The organism is Actinosynnema sp. NPDC004786 (genome assembly GCF_053601135.1).
The window spans coordinates 18,579-37,596 of the sequence record NZ_JBSGBG010000061.1; the positions used below are offsets into that span (position 1 = coordinate 18,579).

General features: G+C 74.8%; 14 protein-coding genes. 10 read left to right on the plus strand and 4 right to left on the minus strand.

Annotated features, from left to right (window positions below; translation table 11 throughout):
- Positions 1 to 3 precede the first annotated feature (3 nt).
- The 9 genes from ACWEFJ_RS35340 to ACWEFJ_RS35380 all read left to right on the plus strand — a co-directional run bounded on the left by ACWEFJ_RS35340 (position 4) and on the right by ACWEFJ_RS35380 (position 9,725).
- Entirely contained in the window at positions 4 to 1,668 is a 1,665-nt protein-coding gene (locus ACWEFJ_RS35340) for a condensation domain-containing protein (RefSeq protein WP_449716420.1), read from the plus strand.
- A gap of 34 nt (positions 1,669 to 1,702) precedes the next feature.
- Positions 1,703 to 3,061, plus strand: a complete 1,359-nt coding sequence (locus ACWEFJ_RS35345; protein WP_449716421.1) for an aminotransferase class I/II-fold pyridoxal phosphate-dependent enzyme — start codon at positions 1,703 to 1,705, stop codon at positions 3,059 to 3,061.
- Positions 3,062 to 3,139: 78 nt separating this feature from the next.
- Positions 3,140 to 4,543 carry a class I adenylate-forming enzyme family protein gene (locus tag ACWEFJ_RS35350; protein ID WP_449716422.1) on the plus strand — a complete coding sequence of 468 codons (1,404 nt, stop codon included), beginning with the start codon at positions 3,140 to 3,142 and terminating at the stop codon, positions 4,541 to 4,543.
- Complete coding sequence (locus ACWEFJ_RS35355; protein WP_378089272.1) at positions 4,540 to 4,794, plus strand: hypothetical protein; 255 nt, start codon at positions 4,540 to 4,542, stop codon at positions 4,792 to 4,794. The genes ACWEFJ_RS35350 and ACWEFJ_RS35355 overlap by 4 nt, the downstream gene beginning before the upstream one ends.
- A complete protein-coding gene (gene hppD, locus ACWEFJ_RS35360) occupies positions 4,775 to 5,860 on the plus strand; it encodes a 4-hydroxyphenylpyruvate dioxygenase (RefSeq protein WP_449716423.1) in 1,086 nt (361 codons plus the stop codon). Before ACWEFJ_RS35355 ends, hppD begins: the two co-directional genes overlap by 20 nt.
- A 7-nt stretch (positions 5,861 to 5,867) precedes the next feature.
- On the plus strand, positions 5,868 to 6,776 hold the full coding sequence (locus tag ACWEFJ_RS35365; protein ID WP_449716424.1) for a phytanoyl-CoA dioxygenase family protein: 909 nt from the start codon (positions 5,868 to 5,870) through the stop codon (positions 6,774 to 6,776).
- Positions 6,777 to 6,793: 17 nt separating this feature from the next.
- Positions 6,794 to 7,771 (plus strand): thiamine pyrophosphate-dependent dehydrogenase E1 component subunit alpha, encoded by a 978-nt coding sequence (locus tag ACWEFJ_RS35370; RefSeq protein ID WP_449716425.1) that lies wholly within the window; start codon positions 6,794 to 6,796, stop codon positions 7,769 to 7,771.
- A complete protein-coding gene (locus ACWEFJ_RS35375) occupies positions 7,771 to 8,739 on the plus strand; it encodes an alpha-ketoacid dehydrogenase subunit beta (protein ID WP_378089280.1) in 969 nt (322 codons plus the stop codon). Before ACWEFJ_RS35370 ends, ACWEFJ_RS35375 begins: the two co-directional genes overlap by 1 nt.
- A gap of 32 nt (positions 8,740 to 8,771) precedes the next feature.
- Positions 8,772 to 9,725, plus strand: a complete 954-nt coding sequence (locus ACWEFJ_RS35380; RefSeq protein WP_449716426.1) for an alpha/beta hydrolase — start codon at positions 8,772 to 8,774, stop codon at positions 9,723 to 9,725.
- 42 nt (positions 9,726 to 9,767) lie between these two features.
- On the opposite strand, the gene ACWEFJ_RS35385 is transcribed toward ACWEFJ_RS35380, so the two are convergent.
- From ACWEFJ_RS35385 to fxsT, 4 genes are all read right to left on the minus strand, one after another.
- A complete protein-coding gene (locus ACWEFJ_RS35385; RefSeq protein ID WP_449716427.1) occupies positions 9,768 to 10,856 on the minus strand; it encodes an alpha-hydroxy acid oxidase in 1,089 nt (362 codons plus the stop codon).
- Positions 10,849 to 12,636 (minus strand): ABC transporter ATP-binding protein, encoded by a 1,788-nt coding sequence (locus ACWEFJ_RS35390; protein ID WP_449716428.1) that lies wholly within the window; start codon positions 12,634 to 12,636, stop codon positions 10,849 to 10,851. Before ACWEFJ_RS35390 ends, ACWEFJ_RS35385 begins: the two co-directional genes overlap by 8 nt.
- Complete coding sequence (locus ACWEFJ_RS35395) at positions 12,633 to 14,690, minus strand: ABC transporter ATP-binding protein (protein ID WP_449716429.1); 2,058 nt, start codon at positions 14,688 to 14,690, stop codon at positions 12,633 to 12,635. Before ACWEFJ_RS35395 ends, ACWEFJ_RS35390 begins: the two co-directional genes overlap by 4 nt.
- Positions 14,691 to 15,012: 322 nt before the next feature.
- Entirely contained in the window at positions 15,013 to 17,454 is a 2,442-nt protein-coding gene (fxsT, locus tag ACWEFJ_RS35400; RefSeq protein WP_449716430.1) for an FxSxx-COOH system tetratricopeptide repeat protein, read from the minus strand.
- A gap of 757 nt (positions 17,455 to 18,211) precedes the next feature.
- Between fxsT and ACWEFJ_RS35405 the strand changes: the two genes are divergently transcribed.
- Positions 18,212 to 18,991 carry a Calx-beta domain-containing protein gene (locus ACWEFJ_RS35405; RefSeq protein ID WP_449716431.1) on the plus strand — a complete coding sequence of 260 codons (780 nt, stop codon included), beginning with the start codon at positions 18,212 to 18,214 and terminating at the stop codon, positions 18,989 to 18,991.
- The last annotated feature ends 27 nt before the right edge of the window (positions 18,992 to 19,018 follow it).

Below are 19,018 nucleotides of genomic sequence, written 5' to 3' on the forward strand. Positions count from 1 at the left end.
CACGTGCGGTATCCGTTGTCGTTCGCGCAACGGCGCGTCTGGGAGCGCGACCGGCTCGTGGCGGGCGGTCCCTCGTCCGTGCGCTGCCACGCGGCGTGGCTGGACGGCCCCGTCGACCCGGCCGCGCTGCGCCGTGCGGTGGACGCGGTGGTCGCCCGCCACGCGGTGTTGCGGACGGTCGTCGTCACCGTCGAGGGCGTGCCGGAGCAGGTCGTGGCGGAGGCGGGCACCGTGCCGGTCGAGCACGTCGCGCTGCCCGGCGAGCCGGAGGCCGAGGCGTTCGCCGCGGCGCTGGCCGAGCGCCCGTTCGACCTGGCCCGCGGTCCGCTGGCCCGGGTCGCGCTGGTCGAGGTGGGGCCGGACCGGTGGTTGTTCGCGCTGGTGGTCCACGGGATCGCGGCCGACGGCGCCGCGCTGGCGATCCTGCTCGGCGAACTGTCCACCGCGTACCGGGCCGGTGCGGAGGCGCTGCCCGAGCAGTGGATGGACCACGGCGACTTCGTGGTGTGGCAACGGGAACGGCTGCGGGGCGAGGAGCTGGCGCGGCAGCTCGACCACTGGCGCGACGCGCTGGCCGGCGCGGTCGGGCGGTTGGCGCTGCCGATCGCGGCGCGGTCGGCCCGTCCCGGCCGCGTCACGGCGGTGGTCGACCCGGCCGCGACCGGGTCGCTCGGCGACCTGCCCGGGGTGGTGCTCGCCGCGTACGCGGCGGTGTTGTCGCGGTACGCCCGGCAGGACGACGTCCTGATCGGTGTCGGGGTGAGCGGTCGCGTGCGCGCGGAACTGGAACCGGTCGTCGGCCCGCTCGCCGACGCCGTGCCGGTCCGGGTGTCGCTGGCCGGCGACCCGTCGTTCGCCGACCTGGTGGTCCGGGTGCGGGACGCGGCGACGCACGCGCTGGCCCACGACGAAGTCCCGTTCGACCTGCTCGCCGACCGGTTCGGGATCGACGTCCGGGGCCACGCGGCGAGGTTCGCCTTCCCGCCGGCCGCGGCGCCGGCGCTGGACCTGCCCGGCGTGGCGGTGCGGGGCCGGCTCGACCTGCTGCCCGCGCCGGCCGGCGACCTCGACCTGGCGGTGGACGACGACGGGGCCGTGACGTTGGCGCACTTCGCCGACGCGGCGTTCGCCGAAGAGTTCCTGCGGGCGGTCGTGGCGGTGGTGGAACACGTCGGACGCGCGCCGGGCACCCGCCTGTCGGCCCTGCCGGTGACCGCTCCCGACCCGCTGCCCGTGCCGGTCGACGCCGTGCCGGTGGACGAGAGCCACTTGTCGGACCCGGGCGGAGCGTGGCCGACGGAGGAACGCCACGGCCCCGCGCCGACGCCCGAGGGCGTCGAGGAGACCATGGCCCGGATCTGGGCCGAACTCGTCCGCGCGCCGGAACCGGTCGGCGTGCACGACAACCTGTTCGCCCGGGGCGGCGGCTCGCTGACCGCGGTCCGGTTCGCCGCCCGGATCGCCGACACCTACGGCGTCACCCTGCCCCTGGACCGCATCTTCACCTCGCCCACGATCGCCGCGCTCGCCGACGTCGTCTCGGCCGAGCTGGGGTCGGGGGACGACGACGCCCTGGCGGCCCTGTCCGACGACGAGCTGGAAGACCTCCTGCGCGCGGTCACGGCCACCCGCGACCGCCGCCGGGCCGCGAAGGGGGACGCGCGGTGAACCCGACGTCGAGCGCCGCGCGACGGCCCGCCCGATGACCGCCGAACAGTTCGCCGACCTGGCCGCCGACGCGTTGTTCGGCGCGCTGGAAGACCCGGCGCTCAACTCGATGAATTTCCTGAACGAGGTCGCGTCGCATTACCCGGACGCGATAGCGCTGGCCGCCGGCCGGCCCACCGAGGAGTTCTTCGACCTGGCCGACGTCCACCGATATCTGCGCGGGTTCTGCCGATATCTGGAAACCGAACTCGGGCGCACCCCGGAACAGGTGCGGCGCACCGTATTGCAGTACGGCAGGACGAAGGGCATCATCCACGAACTGGTCGCGGAAAACCTGCGGCTGGACGAGGGGATCGAGGTGGACCCGGAATCGGTGGTGGTCACCGCCGGGTGCCAGGAGGCGATGTTCCTCGTGCTGCGCGCGTTGCGCGCCGACGAACGCGACGTGGTGCTCGCGGTCGCGCCGACCTACGTCGGGCTGACCGGCGCGGCCCGGCTGGTGGACCTGCCGGTGCGGCCGGTGCGCACCGGCGACCGGGGCGTCGACCTGGACGACCTGGCCGCCGTGGTCCGGCGGGAGCGCGCCGCCGGGCGCCGGCCGCGCGCCTGCTACGTGATGCCGGACTTCGCCAACCCGTCGGGGCTGAGCATGGACCTCGCCACCCGGCGGCGGCTGCTGGACCTCGCGGCGGCGGAGGACCTCCTGCTGCTGGAGGACAACCCGTACGGGCTGTTCCACGGCGACTCGGACCGGATACCCACGCTCAAGGCGCTGGACGAGCACCGCCGCGTCGTCTACCTGGGCTCTTTCGCCAAGTCCGGGCTGCCGGGCGCCCGCGTCGGCTACGTCGTGGCCGACCAGCGGGTGGCCGCCGGGGACGGCTCCGTCGGCCTGTTCGCCGACCAGCTCTCCAAGGTCAAGAGCATGGTCACGGTGAACACCTCGCCGATCGCGCAGGCCGTCGTCGGCGGCAAGCTGCTCGCGCACGGCGGCCGCCTCACCGACGCCAACGCCCGCGAGCGGGACCTCTACGCCCGCAACCTGCGCCGCGTCGTGGACGGCCTGGCCGCGCGCTTCCCGCACGACCCGGAGGTCACCTGGACCGTGCCCGCCGGCGGGTTCTTCGTCGTCGTCACCGTCCCGTTCCCGGTGGACGACCGGCTCCTGGAAAGCTCCGCCCGCGACTACGGGGTGTTGTGGACCCCGATGGGGCATTTCTACGACGGGGTCGCGGACGTCCGATCGCTGCGCCTTTCCGTGAGCGTCGTTCCCGGCGACCTGATCGACCTCGGGCTGGACCGGCTGACCGCATTGATCAATGACCGGCGCGACCGCTCGCCGGTTCCCGTCGGTCGCGGCCGATTGGCCGATGGTGCGCCGGACGACCGTTGACGTACGATTCTGCTCACTCGATCCGCGAAAACTCTCGCGCCACAGTTCCGAGAAGTGCGCGATCAGGCGGGAGACCTGATGACAAAGGGCCTGGCGTCGACCGAATTCGAACTGGCGACCAGTCCGGAATGGGTTGACGAGATCCTGCTCCGCGGTCCGGACGACGACGTCTGCCTGCACGCGGGCGGCCCCGTCGACCGGGCGGCGCTGCGCCGGTTGGTCGACCGCGGCCGGGACCGCCTGGTCGAGGCGGGGTTGCGCGCGGGCGGGTCGCTCGCGCTGCGCCTGCCGCCGTCCGTGACGTACGTGGCGTACCTGCTCGCCGGGTGGCGCATCGGCGCGCAGGTGAGCCTCCTCGACCACCGCCTCACCGCGTTCGAGGTGGACAACGCGCTGCGCCGGCTCGAACCGCAGGTGCTCGTCGAAGCCGGCCGGATCACGAGCAGCCCGCTGAGCGCGTTCGCCGACGTGGAGGAGACCGTCACGGCCCGCGCCGGCCGTCCCGCCGGGACACCGCACGCCGTGATCCAGTTCAGCTCCGGCTCGACCGGACCGTCCAAGGTGATCGGCCGCACCGCCGCCGACCTGATCGCCGAAGTCGAGCGGTACACCCGCATCGACGGCGTGCCGCTGCCCGGCGAGCGGGTCGTGGTGCTGGCCTCCATGGTGCACGTGCTGGGGCTCGTCGGCGCGCTGCTGTACGGCCTGCACGCGGGCGTGCAGATCAGGCCGCCCGAACGCCTCACCGGCGACAGCGTGCTCGACGCGGTCGCGGCCGAGCCGTCCCCGGCCACCGTGCTGGGCGTGCCGTTCCACATCGGCCTGCTGGCGTCCGTCGTGGACCCTCCCCGGCTGCCGCAGCTCAAGCGGATGACCACCGGCGGCGAGGCCGTGCCCGCCGCGACCGCCACCGCCTTCACCGACAAGTACGGCGTGCCGCTGGGCAACATGTGGGGCATGACCGAGGTCGGGGTGATCGCCACCGACCTGTTCGGCGAGCACCGCCCCGCGCTCGCCCCCGTGCCCGGCCTCGCGGTCGTGGAACGCGACGGCGAGCTGCTGGTGAGCCGGCCGGAGTCGCCGTACGTCGGCCTGTCCGACCCGAGCCGGTGGGCCGACGGCTGGCTGCACACGCGGGACGCGGGCGTGGTGGACCCCGGCACCGGGCTGGTCACCGTCAAGGGGCGGCTCGACTCCCAGGTGTCGGTCGGCGGCCTGAAGGTGGACCTGACCGAGGTCGAGGCGACGCTGGCCGAGCTGCCGGGCGTGGTCGCGGCCGTCGTGCTGCACGACGACGTGATCACCGCCTTCGCGCAGCTCGACGCGCCCGCCACGGCGGCGTCCGTCCAGGCCGGCCTGGCCGAACGGCTCGCCGCCTACAAGAGACCGCGCCGGCTGCACGTGCTCGACGCGCTGCCGCGCACCACCACGGGGAAGCTCGTCCGCGACCTCGCGGTGCTCCGCCGGGCGGTGGCGCGGTGAGCGGGGCCGGGACCCCGGGCCGGGACGACGTCCTGGCGATGCTCGCGAGCCTCGACGGCCGGTCGGCGCAGGACGTCCCCGAGCTGATCGAATCGATGGAGCTGGCCTGGCTGGTGCACCAGGTCGAGCAGCGCTACGGCGTGCGCATGGAACTCGACAGCGGTCAGTACGGCCGCATGACCACCGTCTCGGGAGCCGCTGACGTGCTCCGGGAAGTGATCGGGATGCCTGATGAACATATCCGGGATTGACCACATCGAGCTGTACGTCGGCGACGCGAAGCAGACCGCGTTCTACCTGTGCAACGCCTTCGGCTTCGAGGTCTGCGGGCAGGGCGGTCCCGAGACCGGCCTGGTCGGCCAGCGCTCGCTGCTGCTGCGGCAGGGCGAGATCCAGGTCGTGCTCACCACCGGCCTGGTCGCCGACCACCCGGCGACCGAGTACGTGCGCAAGCACGGCGACGGCGTGGCCGTCGTCGGCATCGGGGTGGACGACGCCGCGGCCGCGTACCGCCTGCTCACCGAGCGCGGCGCGGAACCGGTGTCCGAACCCCGCGAGCACGTCGGCGGCGCCCAGGACGGCGACCAGCGGGTCGTCGTCGCCGAGGTCTCCGGCTTCTCCGACGTCACGCACCGGCTGGTCGAGCGGCACGGCTCGCCGCGCGAGTTCCTGCCCGGCGCGATCGAGGTGACCGACCCGGAACCGCACACCGACGGCAAGCTGCTGCGCACGATCGACCACCTGGCGATCTGCGTCCCGGTCGGCGGCCTGGCCCCGACCGCCCGGTACTACGTGGACGTGTTCGGGTTCGAGCAGATCTTCGAGGAGTACGTGGAGGTCGGCGGGCAGGGCATGGACTCCAGGGTGGTGCAGAGCCCGTCCGGCCACGTCACGTTCACGCTGATCGAACCGGACCCGGAGCGCCAGCCGGGGCAGATCGACAACTTCCTGACCTGGCACGCCGGCGCGGGCGTCCAGCACGTCGCGTTCGGCACCGACGACATCGTGGCCGCGGTCGGCGCGCTGGGCGACAAGGGCGTGCGGTTCCTCGGCACGCCGGGCACCTACTACGACACCCTGGAGGAGCGGGTCGGGCACCTGGACGCCCCGCTGGACGAGCTGCGCCGACTCGGCGTCCTGGTCGACCGCGACCACTGGGGGCAGCTGCTGCAGATCTTCACCGAGTCGATGCACGTGCGCCGGACCCTCTTCCTGGAGATCATCGAGCGCCGGGGCGCGTTGACGTTCGGCAGCGGCAACATCAAGGCGCTGTACGAGGCGAAGCAGGGCGAGCTGTCCGGCTCGACGGCCGGCTGAAGGGGACGTGACCACAGTGGACGAGTTCACGCTGACCGAGCAGGAACGCGCCCTGCTCCCGTCGGACGACGAGGTCCGGTTCTACGCCGAGCACGGCTGGTACCTGTCGAAGAAGCTGTTCACCGACGACGAGGTCGACGAGCTGACCGAGGCGGTCTCCCGGTACTACGCGGGCGAGCGCAGCCGGCGGCTGCCGACCCGGCCGCCGCGGCTGGCCTACTGGACGCCCGAGCAGGGCGACGTGCAGCGCCACAACGACTACGTGCACTACGAGAGCGACCCGATCGCCAAGGCGCTGCTCAAGCCGCTGATCGGCGCGGTGGCCGCGCGCCTGGCGCAGGCCGACGAGATCCGGGTGTTCCAGTCGACCCTGATCTACAAGCCGCCGATCGCCGAGGAGCCCTCGAACGTCGTGCCGTGGCACTTCGACAAGCACTACTGGTCGTCGTCCTCGTCGGACCGGATGCTCACCGCGTTCATCCCGTTCCACGACTGCGACGAGGAGCTGGGCACCATCACGATGGTGGACGGCAGCCACCGCTGGGAGGAGGTCGGCTCGGACGACAGCGCCACCAAGCACTTCGCCGAGCGGGACGCCGACCACCTGGAGAAGCTGCTCGCGGCCAACGCCGCGCACAACGGCACCACCGTCACCAAGGTGCCCATGATCATCCCCAAGGGGCACATGAGCTTCCACCACTGCCGCACCTACCACGGCAGCGGGCCGAACCGCTCCACCCGGCCACGTCAGGCCATCTCCCTGCACCTGCAGGACGGCGACAACGCCTACCGCGAGTTCCCGCTCTCGGACGGCAGCCTCGCGTTCTACAACCACGACTCGCTCGTGCGCCGCACCCCGGGCGGCCGGCCCGACTACGCCGACCCGGAGTTCTGCCCGCCGGTGTGGCGCTCCTGACCGGCGCGGGAGGCGGCGTGAAGGCGTCGGACACCGAGGTCGGCCTGTACCGGGCGGTGCGGCTGATCCGCCGGTTCGAGGAGCGGGCGGTCGAGCTGGTCCGCTCCGGCGACATCGTCGGCGGCATCCACCCGTACACCGGGCAGGAGGCGATCGCGGCCGGGGTGTGCGCGGCGCTGCGCGAGGACGACGTGATCACCAGCACCCACCGCGGGCACGGGCACGTGCTCGCCAAGGGCGCGGACCCGGCCCGGGTGCTGGCCGAGCTGGCGGGCCGCGCCACGGGGCTCAACCGGGGCCGCGGCGGGTCGATGCACGCCGCGGACTTCGGGCTCGGCATCCTGGGCGCGAACGCGATCGTGGGCGCGAACGGCGCGATCACCGCGGGCGCGGCCTGGGCGGCCCGGCAGGCGGGCGCGGACCGGGTGGCGGTGAGCTTCTTCGGCGACGGCGCGGTCAACCAGGGCGTGCTGCTGGAGGCGATGAACCTCGCCGCCCTGTGGCGGCTGCCGGTGCTGTTCGTGTGCGAGAACAACGGGTACGCGACGACCCTGACCGTCGCGGACGCGGTCGCGGGCACGATCACCGGCCGGGGCGAGGCGTTCGGCATCCCGTCGGTGACCGTGGACGGGATGGACCCGCGCGCGGTGCTCGACGCGGCCCGCACGGCGGTGGACAACGCCCGCGCGGGCGGCGGGCCGTCGCTGGTCGAGTGCCTGACCTACCGGTTCGACGCCCACCACACGTGGGAGCACAAGGCGCGGCCCCGGTACCGCGACGACGAGGAAGTCCGCAGTGGGCGCGCGAGGGACCCGGTGGCGATCCAGGGCGCGCGGGTGCCCGCGGCGGAACGGGACGCGGTCGACGCGGAGGTGGAGTCCACACTGGACGACGCCGTGGCGTTCGCGCTCGGCAGCCCGCACCCGGACCCGGTCGGCGCGCTGGACCACCTGTACGCCACGGGCACGTGGGCGCGTCCGGGCGGTGGTGGCTGATGCCGCGGCTGTCGTACCTCAAGGCGCTCAACCGGGCGTTGGCCGACGAGCTGGAGCGCGACCCGGCGGTGTTCGTGCTGGGCGAGGACGTCCGGGTCGCGGTGTCCAACGCGACCGCGGGGCTGCTCAAGCGGTTCGGGCCGGACCGGGTGCTGGACACGCCGCTGTCGGAGCAGGCGTTCACCGGGTTCGCCACCGGCGCCGCGCTGAGCGGCCGGCGGCCCGTGATCGAGTTCCAGATCCCGGCGCTGCTGTACCTGGCGTTCGAGCAGATCGTCAACCAGGCGCACAAGTTCTCGCTGATGACCGGCGGGCAGGCGCGCGTGCCGGTGACCTACCTGGTGCCGGGCTCGGGGTCGAAGACCGGCTGGGCCGGGCAGCACTCCGACCACCCGTACGCCCTGTTCGCCCACGCCGGGGTCAAGACGGTCGTGCCCGCCACGCCCGAGGACGCCTACGGCCTGCTGACCACCGCCATCCGGGACGACGACCCGGTGGTGGTGTTCGCGCCGGCGGCGGCGCTCGGGGTCCGGGTGGACGTCGAGTTCGAGGCGCTGGCCCCGGTGCCGCTCGGCGTGGGCCGGGTGCACCGGGAGGGCCAGGACGTCACCGTGGTCGCGATCGGGCACCTCGTGCACGACGCGCTCGCGGTCGCCGAGGAGCTGGCCGACGAGGTCTCGGTCGAGGTGTTCGACCCGCGCACGGTGTACCCGTTCGACTGGGACGGGCTGGCCGCCTCGGTGGCCCGGACCGGTCGGCTGGTGGTGGTGGACGACTCCAACCGGATGTGCGGCATCGCCGCCGAGGTGCTGGCCACCGCGGCCGAACGGCTCGACCTGCGGGCACCGCCGGTGCGGGTGACGCGGCCGGACGGCGCGGTCGTGCCGTTCGCGCTCGCGCTCGACCACGCCGTGCAGCCCGACCGAGGGCAACTGGCGGCGGCGATCCAGCGGGTGCTCAAGCACTGACGCGGCGCCCGCGCGACGAAGGGGAGCACGGCATGTCACTCGACTCCGGGCCGCGCCCGGCGGCCGGCCCAGCCGAGCACGAACAGCGACCCGGTGACCGGCGGGCCGGGGTCCGGCCGCTCTACACGATGTCGATCGAGGAGGCGCGGGCCGCCGACCTGGCCGCGATCCGGGCGGCGGCGGGCACGGGGGAGGCGGTGCGCCACGTCACCGACCGCCACCTGCCCGGACCGGGCGGCGAGGTGCCCATCCGGGTCTACCGCCCGGTGGACGGGGCCGAGCCCCTGCCGACCGTCGTCTACTTCTTCGGCGGCGGTTGGGCGCTGGGCAGCATCGAGACCTCCGACGAGATCTGCCGCGCGCTGGCCAACGCGGTGCCCTGCCAGGTGATCACCGTCGGCTACCGGCTGGCCCCGGAGCACAAGTTCCCGGCCGCGGTGCACGACTGCCGCGCGGCCGTCGCGTGGATCGCCGGGCACGCGGACGAGCTGGGCGTCGACCCGGCGCGGCTCGCCGTGGCCGGGGACAGCGCGGGCGGGAACCTGGCCGCCGCCGTCACCCTGGACCGCGACCGGCCCGCGCTGGCGGCGCAGGTGCTGGTGTACCCGAACACCGACCACCGGGGCGACACCGACTCCATGCGCGAGAACGACGACCCCGCCGCGTTCAACCGGCACTCGGTCGCCTGGTACTGGGGCCACTACCTGGCGGACCCGGAGGACGGCCGCCACCCCTGGGCGTCCCCGCTGCTGGCCGAGGACCTGGGCGGCCTGCCGCCGGCGCTGGTGATCACGGCCGAGCACGACCCGTTGCGGGACGAGGGGGAGCGGTACGCCGAGCGGCTGCGCGAGGCGGGCGTGCCCGTGGTCGCCTCGCGGTACGACGGGGTGGCGCACGGCTTCTTCGCGATGTCGGGCGTGGTGGCCGCGGCCGGGGAGGCGCGGGCGGAGGTGGCCGGGTTCCTGCGCGACCACCTGCTGCGCTGAGCCGCCCCGGTGTCGTGGTGACCCTCCGCCTGCCGCGCGGCCCTATACCGTGGTCGCGGTGAGCCGGCGGGCCGCCGCCACGTCCGGGCACCCCGCCAGGCGCAACGCCGTCTCGAACTCGTCGCGCAGCACGTCCAGCACGGCCGCCACCCCGCGCTCACCGCCCGCCCCCAGCCCCCACAGCACCGGACGGCCCACCAGCACGGCCGTCGCGCCGAGCGCGAGCGCCCGCAGCACGTCCACCCCGTTGCGCACCCCGCTGTCCAGCAGCACCGGGCACCGCCCGTCCACCGCGGCGACGACCTCGGGCAGCGCGACCACGCTCGGCACCGCGCCGTCGAGCTGCCGGCCGCCGTGGTTGGACACCACCACGCCGTCCACGCCCACGTCCGCGGCCCGCTTGGCGTCCCCCGCGTCGAGGATGCCCTTGACAACCAGCGGCAGGCGCGTGCGCGCCCGGATCCACTCCAGGTCCCGCCAGCTCAACGACGGGTCGAACACCGCGCTGGTGTGCCGCGCGATCACCGAGTCGCCCGGCACGCGCCCGCCCACGTCGCCGTCGGTGTTCACCGGCTTGACCCACGACGGCAGGGCGAAGCCGTTGCGCATGTCGCGCAGCCGGCGGCCGAGCACGGGCACGTCCACGGTCAGCACCACCGCCCGGCACCCCGCGTCCTCCGCGCGGCGCAGCAGGTCCGCGACCACCGCCCGGTCCCGCAGCCAGTAGAGCTGGAACCACGTCGTGCCGCCCGCGCCGGCCACGTCCTCGATCGGCTCGGAGCTGAGCGTGCTCACCACGTAGGGCACCCCGGCCGCCGCGGCGGCGGACGCGGCGGCGCTCTCCCCGCCTTCGTGGATCAGGCGCTGGTAGGCCATGGGCGCGACGGCCAGCGGCAGCGCGGACCGCGCCCCGAACAGCTCCACGCCGGTGTCGCAGGCGGACACGTCCACCAGCCCGCGCGGCACGACCGCGACGCGGTCGAGCGCGGCGCGGTTCGCGGCCAGCGTGACCTCCTCGCCGCTCCCGCCCGCGATGTAGTCCCACACGTCCGGCGTCACCCGCTCGGCCGCCAGCCGCGCCACGTCGGCCGTGGACCACACCGGCGGCATCGAGGCGTCCCCGTCACGCATACGCCGCCGCCTGCATCGCGTACAGCTCGGCGTACAGCCCGTTGGCGGCCATCAGCTCGTCGTGCGAACCGTGCTCCTCAATCCGCCCGTCCGCGACCACCACGATGAGGTCGGCCATCCGGACCGTCGAGAACCGGTGGGAGACCAGCACGGTGATGGCCCCGGTGCGCCGCCCCACCTCCCGCGCCCCGGCCGCGTACCGCTCGAACAACCGGTGCTCCGCCTGGGCGTCCAACGCCGACGTGGGCTCGTCGAGCACCAGCAGCAACGGCTCCTCGCGCATCATGGCCCGACCCAGCGCGAGCTTCTGCCACTGGCCGCCCGACAGCTCCGCGCCGTCGGCGTAGGACTTGCCGAGCTGGGTCTCCAGCCCGTTGTCCAAGCGCGACAGCACGTCGTCGGCACGGGCCCGGCGCAACGCGTCGTGCACCGCGTCCGACGACTCGACGTGCGCCAGCTCGCCGACCCCGACGCTCTCGCGGGCGAGCAACTCGAAGCGGACGAAGTCCTGGAACCCGGCGGCGATCCGGCCACGCCACCGGTCGACCGGGAAGCGGGTCAGGTCCGTGCCGTCGAGCGTGATCACGCCGGTGGTGGCCGGGTAGAACCGGCACAGCAGCTTGACCAGCGTCGTCTTCCCGGCCCCGTTCTCGCCGACGAACGCCACCGTGGCCCCCGCGGGCACGGTGAGGTCGACGTCGGCGATCACCGGCCGGTCGGTGCCGGGGTAGGTGAACGAGACGCCGCGCAGCTCGATGCCCTCCCGGATCCGCTCGGGCACGTCCCGGTCGGGCGGGGGAGGGGCCTGGTCCGCCAGCAGCGCGCGCACCCAGCGCAGGTTCGCCATGACCCGACCGGTGCGCTGCATCTCCTGCAACGCGGTCACGGCCGAGGTCACCTGCTGGTTGACCTGCGACGCCAGGGTGAGCACGAGCAGCACGTCGCCGACGCTGCGGCGGCCCGCCACGGCGTCGCGCAGCACGAGCAGCGTCCCCAGCACGTAGGCCACGGCGAAGAACAGCTGCCCGCAGACCTGCAGCAGCACGGCGTGGCGCTCGCCGCGCCACAGCTCCTCGGACGCGTCGTTCCAGGCGCGGCGCTGACGGGTCCGCATGTGCTCGTCGAGCCCGCCGACCCGCAGCTCCTTGGCCGCGGCCGGGCTCGCGACCAGCCCGAACAGGTGCTTGGCGTGGCGCGACGGCGGCGCGGACCGCTCGCGCGCCCCGTTGAGGATCGCCTCGGCCCGCCGCCCCAGCAGCAACGGCGGCACGGCGGCCAGCGGCAGCAGCAACAGCAGCGGGTTCAGCCGGGCCAGCAGCACCGCGGTGATCGAGATCGCCACCAGCAGGCCCAGGCTGTTCAGCAGGCCCTCCATCGAGCCCCACGCGGCCCGGTGCAGCTCCTGGCGCAGCACCTGGATCTTGTCGGCGTACTCGGGCCGCTCGTGGTGCTCCAACCCGACCGAGCCGTTGGTCATCTCGATCAGCTCGCGCTCCAGCCGCGGCACGGCCCGGTCGCCCAGCTCGAAGTAGAAGATGTGCGCGAAGTGCCCGGCGGTCAGCGCGGCGATCACCGCGACCACCACCAGGACCGCCGCCGTCGTCGCGCCACCGACGTCGCCGGCCAGGGCCGAGTCCGCCAGCATGGCGAGCGCGGGCGCGGCCAGCGGCATCGCCGACGCCTGGGCGATCATCAGCACGACCGACAGCACCAGCCGGTACCGGCTCTCCTGCCACGCGATGACCAACAGCTCCCAGCCGCCGCGCACGACCTCGATCACCGGCCGACCTCCTGTGCCGCGTCCACCACGTCGCCATCCACCACGTCGCTGTCCACCACGTCGTCGCCAGGCCCGTCGTGGTCCGGCGGGCCGTCCATCACGTCGTCGTTCAGCGAGCCGGGGTTCGGCGGGTCGTCGTCCTCGGCGTCCAGGCCGTGCGCGAACCGCTCGGCCTGCAACGCGAACAGCCGCGCGTAGTGGCCGCGCGCGGCGATCAGCTCGTCGTGCGACCCGCGCTCCACCACCCGGCCGCCGTCCACCACCACGATGTGGTCGGCGCGCCGCACGCTGGAGAACCGGTGCGAGATCAGCAGCGACGTGACCCCGCGCGTGAGCTCCACGAACCGGTCGAAGAACGCCACCTCCGCGCGCACGTCCAGGGCCGCGGTCGGCTCGTCCAGCACCAGCACGCGCGCCCCGGCCTCCAGCGCGTAGAGCGCGCGGGCGATGGCGATCCGCTGCCACTGGCCGCCGGACAGGTCCGTCCCGCCCGGGTAGGCGCGCGACAGCGGCGTGTCCAGGCCGTCGGGCAGGGCCAGCAGCGCGTCCGCGATCCCGGCGCGTTCCGCGGCGCGCAGCACCACCGCCCGGTCCACCGGCACGTGCGCCGCGCCCAGCGCGATGTTCTCCGCCGCCGTCAGCTCGTAGCGCACGAAGTCCTGGAAGATCACCCCGACCTGGCGGCGCCACAGCACCGGGTCGAACTCCGCGATGTCCACGCCGTCGGCCCGCACGCGGCCCGACGTCGGCTCGTACAGCCGGGCGAGGAGCTTCACCAGCGTCGTCTTGCCCGCGCCGTTGACCCCGACCACGGCGGTGCACCGCCCGGCGGGCAGCTCCAGCTCGATGCCGTCCAGCACGGTCCGGTCCGAGCCGGGGTAGTGGAAGCCGACGCGGTCGAACGTGAGCGACGCGGTCGGCGTGCCCGCGGGCACCGGCGCGCCGCCGGACGGGCGGGTGTCGCCCGTCAGCTCGTCCAGCCGGTCCCGCAGCCGTTGCAACGCGGCCAACGCCACCATCGCGTACTGCGTGCTGGTGTCCGCCTCCGGGTAGTAGCCGCCCAGCGAGATCGCCAGCACGACCGCCTGCACGCCCAGCGCCAACGCGGTCAGGCCGACCTGACCGGTCGCGGCGAGCCGGGCGGCGTGCACCATCGCGGCCCCCGCCAGCAGCAGGCCCAACGCCGTCAACACCAGGTACGGCCCCAGGTAGACGCGCCGCCGCGCCTGCTCGTAGCGGTCCCGGACGGCCGACCACGCGGCCACGTAGCGGTCCGCGAGCCACCCGGTCAGGCCGTAGACCCGGATCTCCTTGGCGGCCAGGTCGGTCATGGTGACCTCGTGCAGGTAGGTCATCTCCCGCTGCTTGCCCACCACGTGCTTCCACACCCGGGAGTACTTGCGCAGCCCGCCGCGCTGGCCGTAGCGGAACGCCAGCACCGCCGCGCCCACCGCGAGCCCGGCCGGCCAGGCGACGGCCAGCCCGATGACGACCACGAGCGCCAGCAGGCGGGTGTAGCGGGCGATCAGGCCCAGGATGCCGACGCACGCCTGCCCCGGCGTGCCGAAGTCGCGGTCGAAGGCGCGCACGCTCTCGTTCAGCAGGTCGAGGGTGCGCTGGTCCTCCAGCGGCCCGATGCCGACCGGGCGCAGCATCAACGCCATCGCCTCGTCCCGCAGCGCGCCGTCCACCCGCCGGCGCAGGAGTTGGCCGATCGCACCGCTCACGGGGGTGAGGAGCTGGGTGAGCAGGAACGCGGCGGCGGCCAGCAGGAAGACGCCCGTGAGCCGGTCCCAGGCCGCGCTGCCGACCCCGCCGCCGACCGCGGCCGGCACCTCGCCGACCAGGACGCTCGTGGCGAGGACGAACGCCACCGGCAGCACGCCGAGGACGACGTTGAGCACGGCCAGGGAGCCGACGAGGGCCGCACCCCCGGACGGCAGCAACCGGACGATCGCCCACCTCGGCCGCACCGCCTCGTCCACCCAGTTCGACCACGTGGCGCGCAGCCGCGACCGCGTCGGGTCGGCCGCGGGGGAGAGTGGGGTCGTCATGGCGCTCCCGCGATGTCGTCCGGTGCGTGGTGAGGACGAACTGGCCGATCGATGACCCCTCAACAGGCGATCGACGGCATCAAAGCACACCGCCGTCGGGCAAGTCGTTACGTAGGTCCGCACCGGTCTCGCGCAAGTCTTTCGCCGGTCCGCAGTGGTCCACACCGGAGTGGACGGTCTCTGTCCGTCCTTTGTGGATGGACTTGCGGGGTCGGGCGCGGCTGTCGGGACCACCGCGCCGTGCCGGCCGCCGCCACGGTTCCGCGTGCCGCGTGCGCGGGTTCGTCGGCCACCCCGTCCTCGTGCCCGGCCGGGCGGCCCGTCAGAGGCCGCCGGTCAGCGCGTGCCGCAGGTTCCGCCGGGCGGTGACCGTCGTGGGGTGGTCCGCGCCGAGCGCCCGCTCGCAGTCCGCGATCACCGCGTCGAACTCCGCCACGGCGCGCTCGTGCCGCCCGGCGTCCCACAGCGCCGAAGCGAGGTTGCCCCGGCACGTCAGCGTCTCCGGGTGGTCGGGACCGAAGTCGCGTTCCAGGGCGGTCCGACCGGCGGTCAGCACCGCGACGGCCCCGGTGTGGTCGCCGGCGCCGCCGAGGGCCAGGGCGTGGTTGTTCCGCGCGACGAGGGTCAGCGGGTGGTCGTCGCCGAACCGCTGCCGTGCCCGCGCCGCGGTCTCCGCGCCGAGCGCCGCCGCCCGTGCCGCCTCGCCCGCCGCGAGCAAGGTGGTGGCCAGGTCGTTGCGCGCCGTGATCGCGAGCGGGTGGTGCGGTCCCAGCACCCGCTCGACGTGGGCGACCACGTCGCGGTGGCGCACCGCGGCGAGCGCCACCAGCCCGGCCTCCCGGTACGCGCCGGCCAGGTTGACCCGGGAGGTCAGCGTGTCGGGGTGGTCGCCGCCGAGCACCCGTTCCTCGTCCCGCGCCAACGCCTCGAAGAGCCGGACCGCCTGCCGGACCCGGCCCGCGCCCAGCAGCGCCGTGGCGAGGTTGTTGCGAGCCGTGAGCGTGCACGTGTGGTCCTCGCCCAGCACCCGCACGCTTTCGGCCACGGCCTTGCGGCCGGTGCGCACGGCTCCGGCGACGTCGCCCGAGTGCCGCAGCCCGAGCGCCAGGTTGACCCGGGCTTCCACGGTCGACCGGTGGTCGTCGCCGAGCGCGCGCCGGCATTCGGCGACGGCGGTCCGGTACAGCGCAAGCGCGCGCTTGAGGTCCCGCGCGTGGAGGTAGGTGTTGGCGAGGTTCGTGCGGGCGACGAGCGTGTGCGGGTGGTCGGGTCCCAACACGGCCAGGGCGTCGGCGAGCGCGGTTTCGTGGCCGGCGATCGCCGCTTCGTGGTCGCCCGCCGCCAGCCGTGCCCGTGCCAGGTTGTTCCGCAGGGTGACGGCGTCGGCGTCGCTCATCACGGCGGTGCCGCCGAGCGCGCGGGTGAAGTAGGCGGTGGCGGTGGCGAGGTCGCCCTGGTCCTGCAGGAACAGGCCGAGCGAGTTGAGCACGGCGGCGGTCCGCTCGGTGTCGTCCGCGGGATCGCCCCGCTCCAGCAGCGCGCGGGCGTGCGGGCGGACGGCGTCGTACACCCGCCGGTCGCGCGGCGACTCGTGGTCCAGCCCGCTCAGCACCCGGTCCAGCGTCGTGGTGACGGCGTGGCGGGCCGCGGCGATGTCCTCGGCCCGCCGGTGCGGGTCGGCCGGGTCGGGTGTGCGGGTCACGGCCTGGACGAGCCGGTGCACGACGACCGTGCGCGGGCCGAGCCGGATCATGCTGTAGGCGGCGAGCCTGCCCAGCGCGTCCGCCACGTCCAGGTCGTCGCCGAGGAACGCGCGGTGGATGCCCTCGGGCGCGTACCAGGCGAGTTCGCGCAGCACCCGGCCCGCAGCGGGGGTGTCGGCCAACCGGTCCAGGGTGACCCGCCAGATGCGCGCCATCGTCCGCCGGGCGTCGCCGCCCTCGCCGGTCGCGGCGAACATCCGGGCCGGGTACCGCCCCAGCAGCTCCAGGTAGGCGGTCGGGGTGATCCGGTTCTGGGCCAGGTAGGCGCCCGCCTGCCGCACCGCCGGCGGCAACCGGCCGAGTTCGGCGCACAGCCGGTCCGTGCCGTCGAGGTCCGCGTCGGGCCAGTCCTCGCGCGCGGTCGCGGCCAGCAGCTCCTCCGCCTCGGCGGGCCGCGGCACGTCCAGCGCCACGGTCGGGACGCCCCGCCACCCGCCGCCGCGCCTGCTGGTGATCACCACCGTGCCGGTGCGCACCCGGGACAGCAGCGGGTCCGCGTCGGCGGGCGAGGCGAGGTTGTCCAGGACCAGCAACCAGTCCGGGTGCGCCGCCAACCACCGCACCGCCGCCTCGACCCGCTGCTCCAGCGGCGCGCCGGCCGTGTCGGGCTCGACGCCGACGGCCAGCTCGGCGAGCCCGTGGTCGAGCGCGGTCCGCGAGTCCGCGGTGATCCACCACACCAGCGGGTGCCGGTCGCGGCGCAGGTCCGCGAACCGGGCGGCCAGGGTGCTCTTGCCGACGCCGCCCAGGCCGTGCACCACGACCACCGCCGTCCGGTCGGACCCGGTCACCGCCGACCCCAGCTCCGCCAGTTCGTCCTCCCGGCCGACGAAGGTCCCCGTCGGGGCCGGGATCCGGCTCGCCGGGGGCGACGCCGGCGACCCGTCGCGGCCGACCACCAGATCGCCGTCGACGTGGACGAGGTCCCGCCCGGCCTGCCACACCCCCGCCCGCCCCGACGCGACCCCGGACTGGCGCACCCCGCCCGCACCACCACCCACCGACACCACCCCGTTTACCCCGGGAGCAGGCCCCGACCCGGCCAGCTGATCAAGCACACCAGAACCCACCGCCGGCACGACGACAACGCACTAGTGCGGATGGCGGGAGGCGGGTCGCGCCCATCGTGCTCCGGCGCTCGGCGCCCACGACGGTCGGCCGCTGTAGGCCGTGAACACCGCCGTCGCGGCCGGCCGGGTCGGGGGCAGGCACGGGCTCGGGCGCGCAGCGACACCTCGCCGACGACCTTCACCGCGGTCGGTGCCGTCGGCGTCGGCGCGATGGCGGACCAGGCCGGCTCACCGGTGGTGGAGCCGGTCGGGCAGCGGTCGGTGTGCTCGGCCTTGAACGCCACCGCCGACGCCGCGGCTGGGTCCGCGCTCGCGACGCCGGCGAGGGCGAAACCGGCCGCGAGCGTCACGGCGACGGCTCGGCCGAACCGGGGTGACAGGGCTGATGTCGTCGGAGCGGACTCCTTCGTCTTGGCTCCGGGGGAGTGGGAGGGCCACACTGCGCCCACGGCACGGTGACCGCCGGTGCCGGACCGGGGGCAACCCCGCCCGGCGCGCGGGTGCGGCCCGACCGCGACCGCGGTCCGGACCACACGCGCGGCGGCTCACGAGCGGGAACCCGAAGGCGCACAACAGGATCACAACGCGCCCGCGGTAGGCAGCCCCCCGGGAGTGGGCGCACCGGCGCCCTACGGAAGGCATGGGGTGACACATGTTTCGGTGGCGCAGGAGGAAGACGACCGCGCGGTTGATCGCCGTCGCGGTCCTGGCGGGGCTCGCCGTCCCCGGTGGCGCCGCGCCGGCCGCGGCGGCGTGCGCGCCGGCGGCCGTGCGGGTCGGCGACGTGGCGCAGGCCGAGGGCACCGGGGGCACGACCGCGTTCCGGTTCCCCGTCACGGTCACGGTCGCCGCGGGGTGCCGCGCGGAGGGCTCGGTGCGGTTCCGCACGGGCGACGGGTCGCCCGCCGACCGCGACCCCGGCCGCGCCGGGTCGGACTACGCCGCGACGTCCGGCGTGCTGACGTGGCAGGGCGACACGGCGACCAGGTACGTCACCGTCGCCGTGGCGGCCGACGCCCTGCCGGAGCTGAACGAGGTGTTCTGGGTCTCGCTCGACTCGCCCGTGGGCGTGGTGATCGCCGAGCGCTCCGGCGCGGGCTGGATCACCGACGACGACGCACCGCGGTGCGACCCCGACAGCGGCGACTGCGGTTCGGACGTCTCCACCGAGGGCACCGGCGTGTGCTGGCGGGCGGTCTGCACCGCGAGCGGCCACTTCCTCCGGGACTCCGGGGTGCCCCGGTACGTGCACGTGCGCACGCTGGACAACGGCGGCACGGGCCTGGGCTACGTGCCGATCAAGGACCTGCGGCTGACCGTGGCCCCCGGCGCGCGGCGGGCCGTCGTCCCGATCACCGTCACGGCCCAGCCGGGGCAGCAGGTCCGCATCCCGGTCGAGTTCCACTCGCCCTCCTCGGGCACGCCGGGCAACCTGCGCACCGTGCTCACGCTCGTGGCCCAGGGCTGACCACCGGGTCGTCGGGCGGCCTGCCGG